Source organism: Actinophytocola oryzae (assembly GCF_004364325.1).
GTDB lineage: Bacteria > Actinomycetota > Actinomycetes > Mycobacteriales > Pseudonocardiaceae > Actinophytocola > Actinophytocola oryzae.
In genome coordinates, this window is the sequence record NZ_SOCP01000007.1 from 108,698 (window position 1) to 123,326 (window position 14,629).

Sequence of the window (14,629 nt, forward strand, 5' to 3'; positions counted from 1 at the left end):
GCGTAGCGCTCAGCCGGGTGTGACGCCGAAGTCGACACAGGGAGAGTCATGACCGCACAGGTCGAGGCTGGTCGGGTCCGACCGATCGTCGGCGACGTGTCCGTGTTCGAGTCGACGGAGTCGCAGGTCCGGCTGTACTGCCGCACCTTCCCGGTGGTGTTCGACCGGGCACGCGGCGCCGAGCTGTACGCGGAGGACGGCCGCGTGTTCATCGACTTCTTCTGCGGGGCGGGAACCCTGAACTACGGCCACAACAACCCCCACGTCAAGCGCCGGCTGACCGACTACCTCGCCGCCGACGGCATCATGCACGGCCTGGACATGTACACCGCCGCCAAGCGGGAGTTCCTGGCCTGCCTGCGCGAGGTCGTGCTCGCCCCGCGCGAGCTGGACTACCGGGTCCAGTTCTGCGGTCCGACCGGGACCGACGCGGTGGAGGCCGCACTCAGGCTGGCGCGCAAGGCCACCGGGCGGCGCGGTGTCGTCTCGTTCGCGGGCGCCTACCACGGCATGTCCCTCGGCTCGCTCGCGGTGACCAGTGGGCGGCGGGGAAGCGGCTCCGCCGACGTGACGTTCGTGCCCTACGAGGACGGTCCACACGGGCGGTTCGACTCGATCGGCTACCTGGAAAGGATGTTCACCGACCTGTCGTCCGGAGTGGACCTTCCGGCGGCGGTGATCGTCGAACCGCTGCAGATGGAAGGTGGCGTCTACCCGGCGTCGCGCGAGTGGCTCGCGGCACTGCGGGAGCTGACCCTGCGCCACGGTGTGCTGCTGATCTGCGACGAGATCCAGGCGGGCTGTGGCAGAGCGGGCACGTTCTTCGCCTTCGAGGACGCGGGCATCGTGCCGGACATCGTCACCCTGTCCAAGTCGCTGTCCGGCTACGGTCTCCCGCTCGCGGTCACGCTGCTGCGTCCCGAGCTGGACGTGTGGTCGCCGGGGGAGCACACCGGCACCTTCCGGGGCAACCAGCTCGCCTTCGTCGCGGGCGCCGCGGCCCTGGAACTGTGGCAGCGAACGGAGTTCCGCACCTGTTTCGCGGTCGCGAGCCAGCGGCTGCGGCGCTTCGGCGCGGAGGTCACCCTGCTCGACCCGGCGATCGCGGTCCGAGGCCGGGGGATGGTCCTCGGGATCGACGTCGGCACCGCAGGTGGTGCACCGCGTGCGAAACGCGTGCAGCGGCACTGCTTCGACCACGGGCTGATCGTCGAGCTGTGCGGCCGGGACGACGAGGTGGTCAAGGTGATGCCGCCGCTGACCATCGACCCGGCCCGCCACGAGCGCGGGCTGGAGCTACTGCACCGGGCGCTGGTCGCCACGGCCGAGTGACGGAGTCCCCGATGCGACACCTCCTGTCGATCAGCGATCTCGACGACAACGACCTGCGACACCTGGTCCGGCGCGGCGCGGAGTTCTCGGCGGGCACGGTGAGCCCGGCGGAACCCCTGCACGGCAGGGTCGTGGGCATCTACTTCAGGAAGACCTCGACGAGGACGCGGACCGCGTTCTCGGCAGGCGCGCTGCGGCTCGGCGCGCGGATCGTCGGCTTCGGCCCCGACGACCTCCAGGAGAACACCGGCGAGACGGTCGAGGACACCGCGGCGGTGCTGTCCGGGATGCTGGACGTGCTCGTCGCGCGGACGGCGGGCAGCCAGGCGGAGCTGGCGCTGTTCGCCGAACAGCGGCGGATGGCGGTGGTGAACGCGATGAGCGCGGCGGAGCACCCCACCCAGGCGCTCACCGACCTCACCACGATGACCCGCAGGTTCGGCGATGTCGGCGGGCTGCGCGTGCTGTACGTGGGGGAGGGCAACAACACCGCCTCCGCGCTGGCGCTGGCGCTGTGCCGGTTCCCGGACACCGAACTGCACCTGCGGACCCCGCCGGGCTACGGCCTGGACGCCAGGTTCCTGCACGAGGCCGAGGTGTACGCGAAACGCGGTGGCGCCAGGGTCGTCGAGCGCCACGACATGACCGACCTGCCGCCGGTCGACGTCGTCTACACGACCCGCTGGCAGACCACCGGGACGACGAAGCCGGACCCGGACTGGCGGACCGTCTTCGCACCGTTCCAGGTGGACGGTGCCGTGCTCGACACCAGCCCGGACGCGGTGTTCATGCACGACCTGCCCGCGCACCGGGGCGAGGAGGTCACCGCGGAGGTGCTCGACGGCCGGGCGAGCATCGCCTTCGCCCAGGCGGAGAACAAGTACCACAGCGCCCGCGCGGTGCTCGAGTGGTGCTCGGGCTGACGTGCCGTGGAGCGCGCGAGGGTCCACGGCGTGCACGCGTCGTCGACGGCCGCGAAGATCACCGTCACCGGCGTGCCGGACCACGCCACGGCGGCGGTCCTGCGGGTCGTCGCGGAACAGGGCGTCGTGCCCGGCATGGTGAGCCGGAACCCGGCCGGCCCTGTGGCGGTCGCCTTCACCGTCGACAGGTCGGCAGGCCCGGTCGTGCTGGCTGCCCTCGGTGCCGCCCGAGACCGGATCGGGTTCCGCACGGTGGACCTCGACGACAACGTCGCCGTGGTCATGCTGACCGGGGCGGGTCTGCGCGCCGATCCGGTGGTCCCGGCCACCTTCTGCGAGGTCCTGGCCCGCGAGGGAGTCCGGCTGGGGCTCGTCTCGTTCGACAACGCCCGGATCTCGGCAACCTGCGGCGGACACGAGGCCGAGGCCACCGTACGGGCACTGCGCGAGGTGTTCGAGGTGGGGCGCGGAGTCCCGACGTCGCGCGGATGGTGGCGGCCGTCAGCGACTATCGGACGGTGAAGGGAATCTCCACGGTGGACTGGTTGCCCTCGGTCGTGGTGGCGCTGGTGCGCAACGTGGTGGTGCCGTTGCCGATGGCGCTCCAGACCTCCAGCCTGACGCACCCGCCGGACAGGTCGGCGGGTACCCCGGTCCGCGACTGGATGCCACGGTCCTGTGTGTAGGTCTCCCATCCGACGACGGGGTCCGTGGCGAAGTAGTGATAGGTCTCCGACACGGGGTACGCGCCGGAACCGTTGGGATCGTAGGAGATCCTGACCTGGACGCCGTTGGCGACGCCGGTGCCCGAGTCGACGCGCAGCGCGAAGCGGGTCGACCCGCTCGGGTCGAGGGTCGCGGTGATGCCGCAGGCCGTGTACACGCGGGCATTGGTCGGCGTGCCGTCGTGGTTCACGCCGCCCGCGCCCGCGATCGTGTCGCCGCGTGCGCCGGTGCCGTCCGCCGTGGTCAGCGCGCTCGGGCTGACCAGCTTCAGGACCGGACTCGCCACGGGCGGATCGGTCGGCGGCGGGGTGTCGCCGGGCACGGCGCTGCCGCCCGACCACGTGTAGGCGCCCGTCGTCGCGGTCCTGCCCGGCGCCACGACCAGGTTCGTGCCGTTCGAGAAGTGCACCGTCACGCTGGTGCTGCCCAGGTTGGTCGCCACATAGGTACGGGCGCCGTTTCTCGTGAACACCGCGTACAGCGGGTGGTCGGCCGTGACCCCGGTGTCGACCTGCCCCAGCGCGCTGAGGTTGCGCAGCCAGTGGAACGTGTGCGCGCGACTCTCGCCCTCCTCCGGCGTGTAGCCGGAGTTGGCGCGGAACGCGGCCAGCGCCGTGTCGGGTTTGGACAGTGCCTGGAACGACCAGATGACATCCGCCCAGGAGCGCGGCGTCGCACTGCCGGAGTTGCGGACGATCTCGGCGACGTTGCGGTCCACATAGGCCGGATCGTGTCCCAGGTAGAGCGAGCCGCCCGTGATGGGCAGCATGTTGATGCCGTGGATCTTCTCCGGGTCGGCGGTGAACCAGGTGGCGTACGCGCCGCCGTCGCCCCAGACCATGCCGACCGTCGAGTGTTCGAAGGCCGGCGGGAACGCCTCGTCGTCCGGGTCCTGCCAGTAGTTCTGGATGGCGCTGGCCTGTGTGGTGTAGATGTACAGCCCCGCGTCGCGGACCGTGGTGTCGCCGGTCGCCTGGCCCCACTGGATGAGGGCGTTCGCGAAGTTCATGCCCTCCGACGAGGACTCCTGGTTGTTGCCCGCGAAGAACGCGCCGTGCCCGGCCGCCCAGTCGTGTCCGGCGAAGATGTCGAAGTCACGCAGGAACGGGAACCGGGTGTCGCCGCGGTCGTAGTTGTTCGCGTCGCGGATCAGCAGGTCCACCATGCCGCCGTACTGGCTCCTCGCCGCCCACGACGGGTCGAACTTGGCGAGGGTCGCCGCGGCCGCGACGTAGTAGCCGTAGTGGAAGTGGTGGTCGTTCAGCTCCGCGTCGGAGCCGTAGGAGGCGGGGTAGCCGATCAGCGTGCCCCAGTTGCGGTCGTAGTAGAACACCCGCTGGGACTTGCCCGAGGAGGCGGTGAACCAGTCGGTCAGGCGGTTGCGGATCGCGCCCAGCATCTTGTCCCGCACGTCGGCTCGGTTGACCAGGTCGGCGATCTCGGCCAGCCGTGCGGCGCGGCCGAGGCCCTTGCCGGTCCAGTACGTGTCGTTGCCGAAGCCCGCGAGCGGGTCGCCCTGCGCGGCCTGGTCGAGGTAGCCGTCGAGGGTGGTCGCGTCGCCGCCGGTGATGCCGACGCCCGGCAGTTCGGGCAGCACGCCGTTGTAGCGCGTGTTCGTGGTGAACGCCGAGGTGCCGACGAGGACCTTCATCGGGCCGCGCGGGGAGAGGTAGGTCTCGGCGATGGGGGTGCCGCCGCCGAGGTTGTGCCACTGGTGCGGGTAGAGGGCGACGACCGTGCCGGTCTGGGTGCCCTCCATCGCCTGGGTGGTGAAGGCGTAGGTGGCGCGTACGACGCTCGCCGACTCGTCGTAGTCCCAGGACACGCGGGTGCCGGTGACGTGTGCGTGCGCGTAGGTGCCGTAGGAGGTGGCCAGGGCGACGCGCCGGGCGTCGGTGGAGCCTGCGGTGGTCGGCAGCACGGCCACCGAGAAGTAGCCGCGGCCCGCGAGGTTCGAGGTGATCGCGGTGCCCGACACCGACCAGGTCGCGCCCGTCGGGGCGTAGGCGGCGTAGTCGTGGCCGTCGACGCGGAAGCCGATCCGGTTGCCGCTGGTGTGCCACACCGCGGGGGCGCTCGCGAACGACAGGCGCGCGTCCCCGCCGGTCACCCTGGCGTAGACGAAGGGCGAGCCGTGGCCGATGGTGGCGCGCAGGGTGCGGGTGCCGTCGGACCAGTAGGGGCTGACGGTCCAGTCGGTCCAGCCGTCGACCCTGGCCTCGGCCGCGTTGAGGCCGGTGACGCCGAGGGTGAAGTCCGCGCCGTACTGGAAGTGGTACTCGCCGACCGTGGTCGGGGTGCCGGTGATGGTCGGGCTGGTGGAGTAGTCCACGCCGAGGCCGCCCGCGACCGTGTCGAAGGAGAACGGGTGCGCCATCAGGTTGTCCGAGAACGCGCAGTCGGTGCGCTTGTAGACCAGTGACGACCACCAGTCGTTGGTGGGCACGGGGCCTGCGGGCGCGTTCGCGGTCATGTGCCGCCTCGGGTTGGTGGACAGGTCGCCACACCCCGTCGGCAGGGCGGCGCCTGCCGGGAGGGTCGTGGTGTAGCTGCCCGCACCCACCGGGTCCCCGCTCGCGGGCGCGGTGTCCAGCAGCAGGGGGCCCACTGTCGCGAGGGCGGACAACACGGCGATCGTGCGCAGGCGTGCAGGCCGGGGTCCGGTGCGGTTTCGCATGGGCGGCTCTCCTTCGAGCAGGGTTGACCAGGACAGCGAACGACCACAGGTCCGGCGAGCAACAAAAAACACCGACATTGATGAAAGCGCTCTCACACTTTGTAGCAGGCCGTCGCGTGAAGGGTCAACGATCGATGCGGGACAGGAGCGTTCCGCCTGCTGCCACTGCTCTCGGCGCCGTTCGTGTGACAGGCTTTCGGTTACACACCGGCGAAGGGGCGTGCGCGATGGCGGACGAGTTCGAGGTCAGTGTCGACGGCCTGCGCGAGCACGCGGCCACCGTCGGCAGCCTCGCAGGCGAGGTGAGCGCGGTGGGGACCGCCGCGCAGGTCGCGGTGGGCGGTGACTCGTTCGGGTCGATCGCGCAGTTCTTCGCGCAGTCGATCATGTCGACGAGCGACGAGATGCGCGCCGCGATCGGCACGAGCGCCCAGTCGGTCATGGACGTCCAGTCCGGGCTGACCGCCACGGCGAACGCCTACCAGCAGACCGAGGAGCACCACGCCCAGGTGTTCCGCGTCGCCGACGGGTCCGCGACCGTCGCCGCCGCCGCGACGGGGGAGGTCGGGCAGCGGGACAAGGCCATCGCCGTGCTGGAGCGGATCTCCAGGGAGCATCCGGTCAGCGTGGCCACGGTCGCGGTGCGCCAGGTGAAGTGGTTCCGCGGCTGGGTGGGCAACGTGCTGGCGTCCCGGATCGGCGACCACTACGAGAAGGACATCCCGGACCTGCTCGCCAGGGAGCCGACCGACGCCAACATCCGCGCGGTGGCCGACAGGGAGACCGCGTTCTGGAACTCCGAGAAGGACGGCAACTGGCTTGGCGCCGCCGTCTCCGCGGACCGGCGGTACAACATGCTGGTCGACGCGAGGACCGACTGGCTCAACGAGATGCCGCCCGCACAACGCGACCAGGTGGCCCGGCAGCTGGGAGTCCGGCTCGGCGACTAGGACCCCGGGCAGGCTAGTTTGCCCTGGTGAGTCTCCTCGACGACGTGGCCGAACGCGACGGCTGGCGATGCTGGGTGTGCGACGAACCGGTCGACCCCGACCGGTCGGTGAACGACCCTCGGGGACCGAGCGTCGACAGCCGCACCACCGACCGGAAGGCCAGGGTCGCCGAGCGGCTCGCGCACCGAGGGTGCAACACCCGCAAGGGCGCGGTCAAGGTGGTCATCGCCTGGCCGGAGCACCTGCACGTGGTCGAACCAGCGCCGCTGATCACGGTCGCCGGTCGGCTGGAGCGCAAGGGCGGCCGCGAGCTGGTGGCGCGTTGCCCGACCGAGCGTGACGCCCGGGAGGCGGCGGACTGGCTGGTGGACCGGTTCTCCCGGCTGGTGCCGGGGCTGCCGGTGACCGCGAACGTCGAGGCGGGCGGCGGCCAGTTCCTCGTCGTCCTGGCCACCGGCCGCCGCTGACCGAAGGGCGGCACTCCGCCTCAGAAGCCGGGGAACACCCGGCGAAGGTCGTCGAGCGTGACGCTGCCGTCGACGGTGACGCCGTCGTCGTACGGCTTCTTGAGGCGACCGGTGACCAGCCGGACGAACGCCTCCTGCGGCCCGTCGAACGTCGCGGAGGGTGACTCGAGGTGGTCCACCACGGTGACCGCGTCGTCGATCACCAGGCCGGCGCCGGGGATCGCGACGGACACCGGGTTCGCCAGCTCGGCAGGCTTGGCGAGGAAGCCGAGCATGAAGCCGAGGGGCCCGGCCAGCAGGTCGACGACCAGCGCGGCCGAGTCGGCGTCCACTCCGGCGTCCGGGTCGAAGGCCACGCGCACGTCCCACGAGTGGTTGGCCACCTCGCTCAGCCGCATGCCGAGGGCCGTCAGCAGCGGCACCGGCTCCGGCAGGAACCCGAGGTCGACGGTCAGCGACGAGCGCTGCTCCGGCGTGAGGGCCTCGACGGTGTCGACCCAGCGGGCGTTGTGCTCCAGGAAGCCCTCGGCCTGGGCACGCGGCGTGGACCCGTCCCAACGGGCCCAGATCGTCTGGTTGTCCTCGACCGCCACGGTCTCGCCCGCGGCCCTGGCGATCGGTGCGCGGCCGATCTCCGCGCCACTGCCGAGGTGGGAGACGACCTGGGCGACGGTCCATTCCGAGGCCCCGCTGGGGGCGGCCAGCTGGTCGTCGGTGAGGCTGGCGACCAGAGCGGCGAGCACGTCGTGCTCGGCGCGCAGGGCAGAGATCGTGCGGTCCACGAGTTGACTCATGCCACCCTCAACCCACGAGCGGACGCCGGTGTTCCGCCGAACCACCCGCGAACGCGAAGATTTCGACCTCGCCAGCGTCGCCGGGGGTGAGCGGACTGGCCTGTGTGGAGGCCCCTGCGGCAGGGTGTGACCGAGTTGTTCCTGATGTCCGGTCCGGGGTGCGGGGCCGTCTCGTTCAACCGAGGAACGCGCCACCACCGCCGGCGGCAGCGGGGTGGCGACGCGACAGGGTGCCTGGTTCGCGCCATGCGCGTGTGTCCGCAGTCGAACGCCGCATTGCCACGTGGGCGAACGATGGGGTGTCATGTGGTAGTCGCGGCGCCCGAGTCAGGACCAGGAGGATGGATGACGGTCATTCCGTGCCTGCGTCGAGCAGGTCGAACACGGCGTCGGCCACCCTCGCGTCGCGAAGCAGGTCCGCCGGGCGGACCGGAAAGCAGATCTCCGTCCTGGCGGACTTCGCGCCGGCACTGGAGCCCTGGGAGGTGAGAGCCGTGCCCGCTGCCCAGTCGACGTCGGCGGACAGTCGTGCCGCGGCGGCCAGATAGGACACGTACGAGCGGAACATCTCCGTGAACTCGGCGCGCATCGCATTGTCGAGAGCCAGGCGTGTGAATGCCGCGCTGATCGCGTCGTCGTAAAGCCCGACTATTTGTGTGGCTGCTTTCGGGAAGTCGTCGCCGGCGGCGTCGCACACATTTCCGCCTTCGATGAGAAGCCGTTGCCTTTCCGGTCCGGAAAGGGTCGTGATGAGTTCCACGATCCTGCCGAAGTCCCGGTGGAGGTCCGCGACCGACACCGGCTGCGGGTCGAACAACACCAGTTCCGGGCGCCGTCCGCAGGCCGACTCGATCCGGTCGGCGAGTGCGGGCAGGAACACGCAGCCCACGCAGTAACCCATGACCGCGTCGACCCGGCCGCCCACCCCGGCGGCCCAGAAGTCCAGATACTCGTTGGCAGGCAACAGATCGCGCGCACTGTCCCGAGGGGCGACGGTCTGCCAGAGCGCGTGGTCGAGATCCGACACCTCGGCGAAGTCCCCGAAGTTCGCCTCGGGGCGGCCGGTGAAGTCGAAGTCCACGGCGAGAACGGACCGCTCCACCGTCCCCACGCGCACCCTGCGCCAGGAGTCGCTTTGCCGCACAGTCCTACCTCCGTCGTGTATCGCCGGGGCTCCGGGGGAAATGTGCTGCCGACGTTACCGGAACCGGCCAACGAAATCCCCTTGCACTCGAAGGAATCTGCGCTACGGTACGAGACAGCGAATTGACTGAAATTGGATACCGGGGGGCCCGTCCTCGTGCTTGACAGAAAGTCAGCTCGTCCTTCCGTCCACAATGACCCGTTGACGATCCAGGCCGCGCTCGGTGCCCGGATGCTGTCGGCCGGTGGGCATGACGACTTCAACCAGGGGCAGGTGTCCTGCCGTCGGCCCGGCTCCGCCGACTTCGTGATCAAGGGCGCGCTGGTCGGGTTCGACGAGGCGACACCACAGGACTTCGTGCCCGGCCAGGTGGACCCACTGGCGCCCCCGCACCGGCTCGCCCCGCCGGAGATCCCGTTGCACCAGGCGGCGTACGAGGCCAGGCCGGACGTCAACTGCGTGGTGCACTCGCACTCGCCCGCCGCGCTGGTGTTCGGTGCCCTGCGGGAGGCCCTGGTTCCGCTCAGCCACGAAGGCGCCCTGCTGCACGGCGAGACACACCACTTCACCCTCACCAGCAACACGGTCCTGGACATCGGGGTCGCGCGGGCGATCGCCACGACCCTGTCCTCCGGTATCGGCGTGTTCCTGGTGAACCACGGCAGCCTCGTGGTCGGCAAGAGCGTGCGCCAGGCGGTGGTCTTCGCGCTGATGCTCGAACGCGCCTGCCGCCTGCAGTTGGACGCACTGGCAACCGGGCGCGAGTTCTCCACCTCGACCATGGTGGACGTCGAGGCCAAGCGGGAGTTCGTCTTCGCCGACCTGTCGATCCGCGCCTACTGGGAGCACGCCCGCCGCCGGGTGCTGCGGACCACTCCGGAAGCCGGGGAGTGGTAGGGATGCCCAGCGGTGGCGTCATCACCTGGTCGGACGTGAGCAGACCGAGTATCCCGCCGGTCAGCCGGTACTCGGGCCTTCCCGGCGGAGTGGCCGCCGCGGTCGCCCGACTGGAGAGGGCGGTCGGCAGGCGGCCCGGGTCCGCCAAACGGGCGGCGCCGTCCGCGGGTGCCTGCTATCCCTGCGAGATCGTGCTCGCGCCCGTCGACCACACCGCTCTCGCACTGGTGGACCTGCAGCAGCGGCGGTTGCTCGTCAGGAGCGCCGAACGCGAGTGCTGGAACGGCGACGCCTTCGTCTACTTCCTCGTCGGCCGCCCCTGGCTCTCGATGCGCAGGTACGGCAGAAGAGGCTACCTCTACCACCTGCTCGACGCCGGTCACGCCATGCTCAACCTCGCCGTCGCGGCGGCGGACCCGCCGCGGGACTTCCGGGTGCCCCGGGAGGTCCTCCGCCGCGCGGAGGAGTACGCGGCCCAACGCGCGGCGTCGGTCCTGGCCGTGGGGCTGCTCGACCGGGGTGGTCCCGGCGAGGCCGGTGCGCGCTGGATGCTGCAGGAGACGACTCGCCTGCCCGTCCCACTGTCCGATGTGGAGATGATGATCACGTCGGTGCTGCCGCCCACACCGCGTCCGGTGTGGCTTCGGCTCGACGACGATCCCGACGTGGCGGCGTTGGCCGCCGCGCTGCGGCAGCGGCACTCCGCGTCCGTGCTGGACGCCATGCCGGACACCGGCGGTCTCGGGGACGCGCTGGCACAGACGGAGAAGCTCTGCCGGCGCCTGGTTCCGGCGCTCGACCTGCCGGTGCCGGAGGTGCGCGTGTTCTCCCGCCACCCGGGGCTCGGTGCCACGCTGCCCGCCACGACATGGGTCACACAGGCGATCCTCGGGCAGTCGGACCTGGTGAACGCGAGCACCTTCGTGGTGTTCCAGGCCGAGGTGCCCGACAAGGCGAACGGCGTCCTGTCGCCGGAGGCACAACGGACGGTCATGGCCTGCGGGATGGCGGGCGAGATCGGCTACCTGGTCGCCGCGCGGTCCGGTCTCGGCATGACGGGGATCGGCGGGTTCGACCCGGTCATGTGGGCCCGGCAGTGCGGGACGGCGGAGGACGTGCTGTTCCTCCTCGCGTTCGGGCAGGAGCGGTCCGGCGAGAAGGCGGACGCGACCGGCGCGGGCGGGAACCACGGCCGATGAACGGGATCCTTCTCAGGGCGTTGACCGACAGCGTCGCCCGGCATCCCGAGTCGCTGATCGGCGCGCGGGCCGGTCGCGAGACCTGGGCGCGCACCCTCGACGACGGGTACGACCGGAGCAGGCGCCTCGCGCGAGTCCTGCCCGGCGACCGCGGTCGCGTGGCGATCATCCGCCGGAACTCGCCCGCCTACGTCTCGGATCTGCTCGCGGTGCTCGCCGCCGGACACGTGCCGATGCTGATGGACCCGGCGCTCGGCACGGCGGAGCTCGCGAGGCTCTTCGCCGACTGCGGGGTCGACGCGGTACTGCACGACGACACGGCCCGGCTCCCGGCCCTGCGCTCCACAGTGGACTGCGCGGGTACCGCGCTCGGTCTCGTCGACGGCGGGACCGGCCCGGTGCCGCAGCTGCACCCCGACACCGAACTCTGCCGGCTCACCTCCGGATCCACCAGGACACCCGGCTGCATCGAGTTCTCCGGCGCGGCGGTGACGGCGGCCGCGGCTGGCTGGCGAACGGCCTGCGGCTTCGGCCCGGAGGACCGGATCCTCTGCTTCGCCGGGCTGTACAACGGTCTGGGCTTCAACGCCGCACTGATACCCGGCCTGCTGGCCGGGGCGAGCATGTACCTGCCCGCCGGCCTGCCGTCCGCGGGCAACCTGCGGCGTCATCTGGTGGAGGTCGACCCGACCGTCCTCGTCGCGTTCCCCGCCGCGTACGACGGCCTCGCGGCCTCGGATCCGTCCACTCTGTCCCGGCACAAGGTCCGGCTGGCACTCTCGTCCGCGGCACGCCTGTCGACGAGGACCAGTTCGGTGCTGGCGGCCCACGGCATCCGGATCGGCGACTACTACGGCATTGCCGAGACCGGGCCGCTGACGTTCAACCCCGACCCCCAGCCGGGGGGCGGACAGGGCCGTCCGCTGCCGGGAGTCTCCCTGCTGTTCGACGGCGACCCACCCACGCTGCTCGCGAGGAGCAGGTCGATGGGGACGCGGTACCTGAACTACCCGGGGATGCTCGAGCAGCGGATCACCGAGTCCGGTCACTACCGGACCAGTGACCAGGGGATGCTCACCGCCGACGGGGAGCTCCGGCTCGGTGACCGGGTGGACGACACGTTCAGCGTCGGTGGCAAGAAGTTCAGCGCGGACGAGATCGAGGAGCTGCTCTCCTCGCACCCGGACGTCACCGAATGCGCCGTCACGATGGTGGTGCGGGAGGGACGCTCCTTCCTCGGTGCGGCCGTCGTGGCACCGGAAACACTCGACATCGTGGCCGTGCGCCGGTTCTGCCTGGCAAGGGCGGCCGCGTTCAAGGTGCCGGAACGGCTCGTCGTCGTGCAGGCGATCCCGCGCAACGGTGCGGGCAAGGTCCAGCGAGCGGTGATCTCGAAGCTGCTGCTCGCCGGTCTGGACCAACCATCCAACGGCTAGGGAACGGACATGCCGCAGACCGACGAGGAACTGAAGACCGAGATCACCAGCCTGATCGTGGAGACCTCCGGCGGCGTCGTGACTGGCGCGCAGGTCGTCGACGAGTCGGCCAACCTGCTGGAGAAGGGCTTCTCGTCACTGTCCTTCCTGCAGCTGATCGACGCACTGGAGACCCGCTACGGCATCTACATCGACCTCGAGGGCGACACCCGTTTCCTCGGCAGGGTCAGCTCGATCGTGACCTTCCTGCGGGAACAGCACGTTGACTGAGGTGGTGCTCGGCGTGGTGGGCGCGACGGGCCGGCTCGGCTCGGCGGTCCTCGCGGAATGCGCCCGGCTCGGCGTCGCGGTCGGGGTCACGGCGTCGCGGGCGGGCTGGGTCGGCACGACACCCGCCTCGGTGCTCGTCGACGCCAGCGGGCCGGACGCGCTCGAGGACACCGTCGACTACTGCGAGCGGAACGGCGCGGCGTTGGTCTACTGCGTCTCCAGGACCACCGACCGGACCCGCGACCGCCTCACCGCGCTGGGGGCCCGCACCCCGGTCGTGGTCGCGGACAACCTCTCGATCGGACACTGGCTGCAGACGAGACTGGTCCACGTGGTGGCGGAGCTGACACAAGCGCTGCCGACCCGGCCGCGCATGTCGGTCCACGAACGCCACCCGGTGACCAAGCGGGACCGGCCGAGCGCGTCGGCACGCTCACTCGCCGCAGTGTGGGCGAGTGCGGCGCCGCCGGAGTCGTGCGGTGAGACGACCGCGCAGCGCAGCGGGCAGCCGGTCAGCGACCACGTGGTCACCTTCGACCTGCCCGGCCTGTCCCTGTCCATCGGGCACTCGGTCACCGACCTGACCGCGGCGGCGACCGCACTGCTCGGCATCGCCGGACACGTGCGGAGCCTGCCACCCGGGTGCTACCCGGTCTTCGAGATCTACTCACGCCGGTACGGATCTGCGGGGGTGCGCGGAGATGGCCGATGAGTCCGACCGGTTGCTCGCCGAGATCGACGGCATCGTCGCCGAGGAGGTCCGGCCGGTCTGTGCCGAGCACGAGCGCACGGCGACCTATCCGGTCGACCTGGTAAGGAAGGTGTGTGCGCTCGGGCTGCCCGCGCTCGTCACCGACGAGTCGGACACGCCGTACCCGACCGAGCTGTTCTGTGCGGCCGTCGAACGGCTCGCCGTCGGCTGGGTGGCGCTCGCCGAGTCGGTGCACCTGCAGACACTGGCCGCCGTCGGGCCCGCCCGCCACGGTAGCGCCGAGCTGCGGGACCGGTTCCTCCCCGACCTGCGGCTGGGCCGCGTGATCGCGGGCAACTGTCTGTCCGAACCGGACGCGGGCTCCGACCTGTCGTTGATCCGGACCTCCGCGACACGGCACGGCGACGGGTACCGGCTCGACGGGGTGAAGGCCTACGTCGGGCACGCGGGCGTCGCCGGCCTGTTGAACGTGTACGCCAGGACCGGGGGCGGCGGACTCGGCGGCATCACCTGCTTCCTGGTCGACGCGCACGCGCCGGGCGTCGAGGTCCAGCCACCCGAGGAGAAGATGGGCGTCCGGTCGCTGCCGACCGCGAGGGTCGTGTTCTCCGACGTCGAGGTGCCCGCCGACCGGATCGTGGGCAGGCTCAACCGCGGCATGATCGTCGCGCGGAGCGTCTTCGTCCAGGGGCGCCTCGGCATCGCCGCGTGCGCGATCGGACTGGCACAGGCGGCGCTCACCCACGCGACGGCGTACGCCCGGCGGCGGTCGCAGTTCGGCTCGCACATCATCGACTTCCAGGGGGTGGGGTTCCTCCTGGCGGACGCGTCGATCGAGATCGAGGCCGCGAGGCAGCTGCTCTACCGCGCCTGCCGGGAGGCGGACACGGGAGGTGCGCGGGTCGAGCTGTTCGCCGCGCAGGCCAAGGTGTTCGCCACCGACACGGCCATGAAGGTCACCACGGACGCGGTCCAGGTGCTCGGCGCCCGCGGCTACACCGCCGTGGAACCGGTTGAGCGCTGGATGCGCGAGGCGAAGCTGTTCCAGATCATCGAAGGCACCAACCAGATCCAGCGCGCGGCCATCGCGTCACGACTCTGA

Annotated in this window: 14 protein-coding genes; 11 read left to right on the top strand and 3 right to left on the bottom strand. The window is 71.0% G+C overall.

Annotated features, from left to right (window positions below):
* Positions 1-48 precede the first annotated feature (48 nt).
* The 3 genes from CLV71_RS20550 to CLV71_RS20560 are packed head-to-tail and all read left to right on the top strand — an operon-like array spanning position 49 to position 2,777.
* Positions 49-1,332, top strand: a complete 1,284-nt coding sequence (locus tag CLV71_RS20550) for an aspartate aminotransferase family protein (RefSeq protein ID WP_133904449.1) — start codon at positions 49-51, stop codon at positions 1,330-1,332.
* An 11-nt stretch (positions 1,333-1,343) separates the two neighbouring features.
* A complete protein-coding gene (locus tag CLV71_RS20555) occupies positions 1,344-2,255 on the top strand; it encodes an ornithine carbamoyltransferase (RefSeq protein WP_133904450.1) in 912 nt (303 codons plus the stop codon).
* A gap of 6 nt (positions 2,256-2,261) precedes the next feature.
* The gene (locus CLV71_RS20560; protein ID WP_133904451.1) at positions 2,262-2,777 is read left to right on the top strand and encodes an aspartate kinase family protein; all 516 of its coding nucleotides are present in this window, start codon (positions 2,262-2,264) and stop codon (positions 2,775-2,777) included.
* Here CLV71_RS20560 and CLV71_RS20565 read toward each other — a convergent pair.
* Positions 2,764-5,658 carry a glycosyl hydrolase gene (locus CLV71_RS20565; RefSeq protein ID WP_133904452.1) on the bottom strand — a complete coding sequence of 965 codons (2,895 nt, stop codon included), beginning with the start codon at positions 5,656-5,658 and terminating at the stop codon, positions 2,764-2,766. The genes CLV71_RS20560 and CLV71_RS20565 overlap by 14 nt on opposite strands.
* Positions 5,659-5,885: 227 nt before the next feature.
* Here CLV71_RS20565 and CLV71_RS20570 point away from each other — a divergent pair, with 227 nt between their 5' ends.
* The gene (locus CLV71_RS20570; RefSeq protein WP_166664181.1) at positions 5,886-6,608 is read left to right on the top strand and encodes a type VII secretion target; all 723 of its coding nucleotides are present in this window, start codon (positions 5,886-5,888) and stop codon (positions 6,606-6,608) included.
* Between the two features lie 26 nt (positions 6,609-6,634).
* Complete coding sequence (locus tag CLV71_RS20575) at positions 6,635-7,075, top strand: hypothetical protein (RefSeq protein ID WP_133904454.1); 441 nt, start codon at positions 6,635-6,637, stop codon at positions 7,073-7,075.
* 20 nt (positions 7,076-7,095) lie between these two features.
* Here CLV71_RS20575 and CLV71_RS20580 read toward each other — a convergent pair whose 3' ends face one another.
* Together CLV71_RS20580 and CLV71_RS20585 are read right to left on the bottom strand one after the other, a co-directional pair.
* The gene (locus CLV71_RS20580) at positions 7,096-7,869 is read right to left on the bottom strand and encodes a maleylpyruvate isomerase family mycothiol-dependent enzyme (protein WP_133904455.1); all 774 of its coding nucleotides are present in this window, start codon (positions 7,867-7,869) and stop codon (positions 7,096-7,098) included.
* 352 nt (positions 7,870-8,221) lie between these two features.
* Positions 8,222-9,013, bottom strand: coding sequence for a hypothetical protein (locus CLV71_RS20585; RefSeq protein ID WP_133904456.1), 792 nt, complete (start codon positions 9,011-9,013; stop codon positions 8,222-8,224).
* Between the two features lie 201 nt (positions 9,014-9,214).
* Between CLV71_RS20585 and CLV71_RS20590 the strand changes: the two genes are divergently transcribed.
* Genes CLV71_RS20590 through CLV71_RS20610 form a run of 6 tightly spaced genes read left to right on the top strand, consistent with a single transcriptional unit; the run spans position 9,215 to position 14,629 of the window.
* Positions 9,215-9,910, top strand: a complete 696-nt coding sequence (locus CLV71_RS20590) for a class II aldolase/adducin family protein (RefSeq protein ID WP_208297641.1) — start codon at positions 9,215-9,217, stop codon at positions 9,908-9,910.
* Positions 9,911-9,912: 2 nt separating this feature from the next.
* Positions 9,913-11,109, top strand: a complete 1,197-nt coding sequence (locus tag CLV71_RS47780; RefSeq protein ID WP_166664182.1) for a nitroreductase family protein — start codon at positions 9,913-9,915, stop codon at positions 11,107-11,109.
* A complete protein-coding gene (locus CLV71_RS20595) occupies positions 11,106-12,545 on the top strand; it encodes a class I adenylate-forming enzyme family protein (RefSeq protein ID WP_166664183.1) in 1,440 nt (479 codons plus the stop codon). Before CLV71_RS47780 ends, CLV71_RS20595 begins: the two co-directional genes overlap by 4 nt.
* A gap of 9 nt (positions 12,546-12,554) precedes the next feature.
* Entirely contained in the window at positions 12,555-12,815 is a 261-nt protein-coding gene (locus CLV71_RS20600; RefSeq protein WP_133904458.1) for a phosphopantetheine-binding protein, read from the top strand.
* A gap of 1 nt (position 12,816) precedes the next feature.
* The gene (locus CLV71_RS20605) at positions 12,817-13,527 is read left to right on the top strand and encodes a dihydrodipicolinate reductase C-terminal domain-containing protein (protein WP_243866624.1); all 711 of its coding nucleotides are present in this window, start codon (positions 12,817-12,819) and stop codon (positions 13,525-13,527) included.
* Positions 13,517-14,629, top strand: coding sequence for an acyl-CoA dehydrogenase family protein (locus CLV71_RS20610; RefSeq protein WP_133904460.1), 1,113 nt, complete (start codon positions 13,517-13,519; stop codon positions 14,627-14,629). Before CLV71_RS20605 ends, CLV71_RS20610 begins: the two co-directional genes overlap by 11 nt.

What these genes read in the sequence shown, in the direction of transcription:
- CLV71_RS20550 (WP_133904449.1), top strand. Translation starts at nt 49, where the DNA reads ATGACCGCACAGGTCGAGGCTGGTCGGGTCCGACCGATCGTCGGCGAC.
- CLV71_RS20555 (WP_133904450.1), top strand. Translation starts at nt 1,344, where the DNA reads ATGCGACACCTCCTGTCGATCAGCGATCTCGACGACAACGACCTGCGA.
- CLV71_RS20565 (WP_133904452.1), bottom strand. Translation starts at nt 5,658, where the DNA reads ATGCGAAACCGCACCGGACCCCGGCCTGCACGCCTGCGCACGATCGCC.
- CLV71_RS20570 (WP_166664181.1), top strand. Translation starts at nt 5,886, where the DNA reads ATGGCGGACGAGTTCGAGGTCAGTGTCGACGGCCTGCGCGAGCACGCG.
- CLV71_RS20580 (WP_133904455.1), bottom strand. Translation starts at nt 7,869, where the DNA reads ATGAGTCAACTCGTGGACCGCACGATCTCTGCCCTGCGCGCCGAGCAC.
- CLV71_RS47780 (WP_166664182.1), top strand. Translation starts at nt 9,913, where the DNA reads ATGCCCAGCGGTGGCGTCATCACCTGGTCGGACGTGAGCAGACCGAGT.
- CLV71_RS20595 (WP_166664183.1), top strand. Translation starts at nt 11,106, where the DNA reads ATGAACGGGATCCTTCTCAGGGCGTTGACCGACAGCGTCGCCCGGCAT.
- CLV71_RS20600 (WP_133904458.1), top strand. Translation starts at nt 12,555, where the DNA reads ATGCCGCAGACCGACGAGGAACTGAAGACCGAGATCACCAGCCTGATC.
- CLV71_RS20610 (WP_133904460.1), top strand. Translation starts at nt 13,517, where the DNA reads ATGGCCGATGAGTCCGACCGGTTGCTCGCCGAGATCGACGGCATCGTC.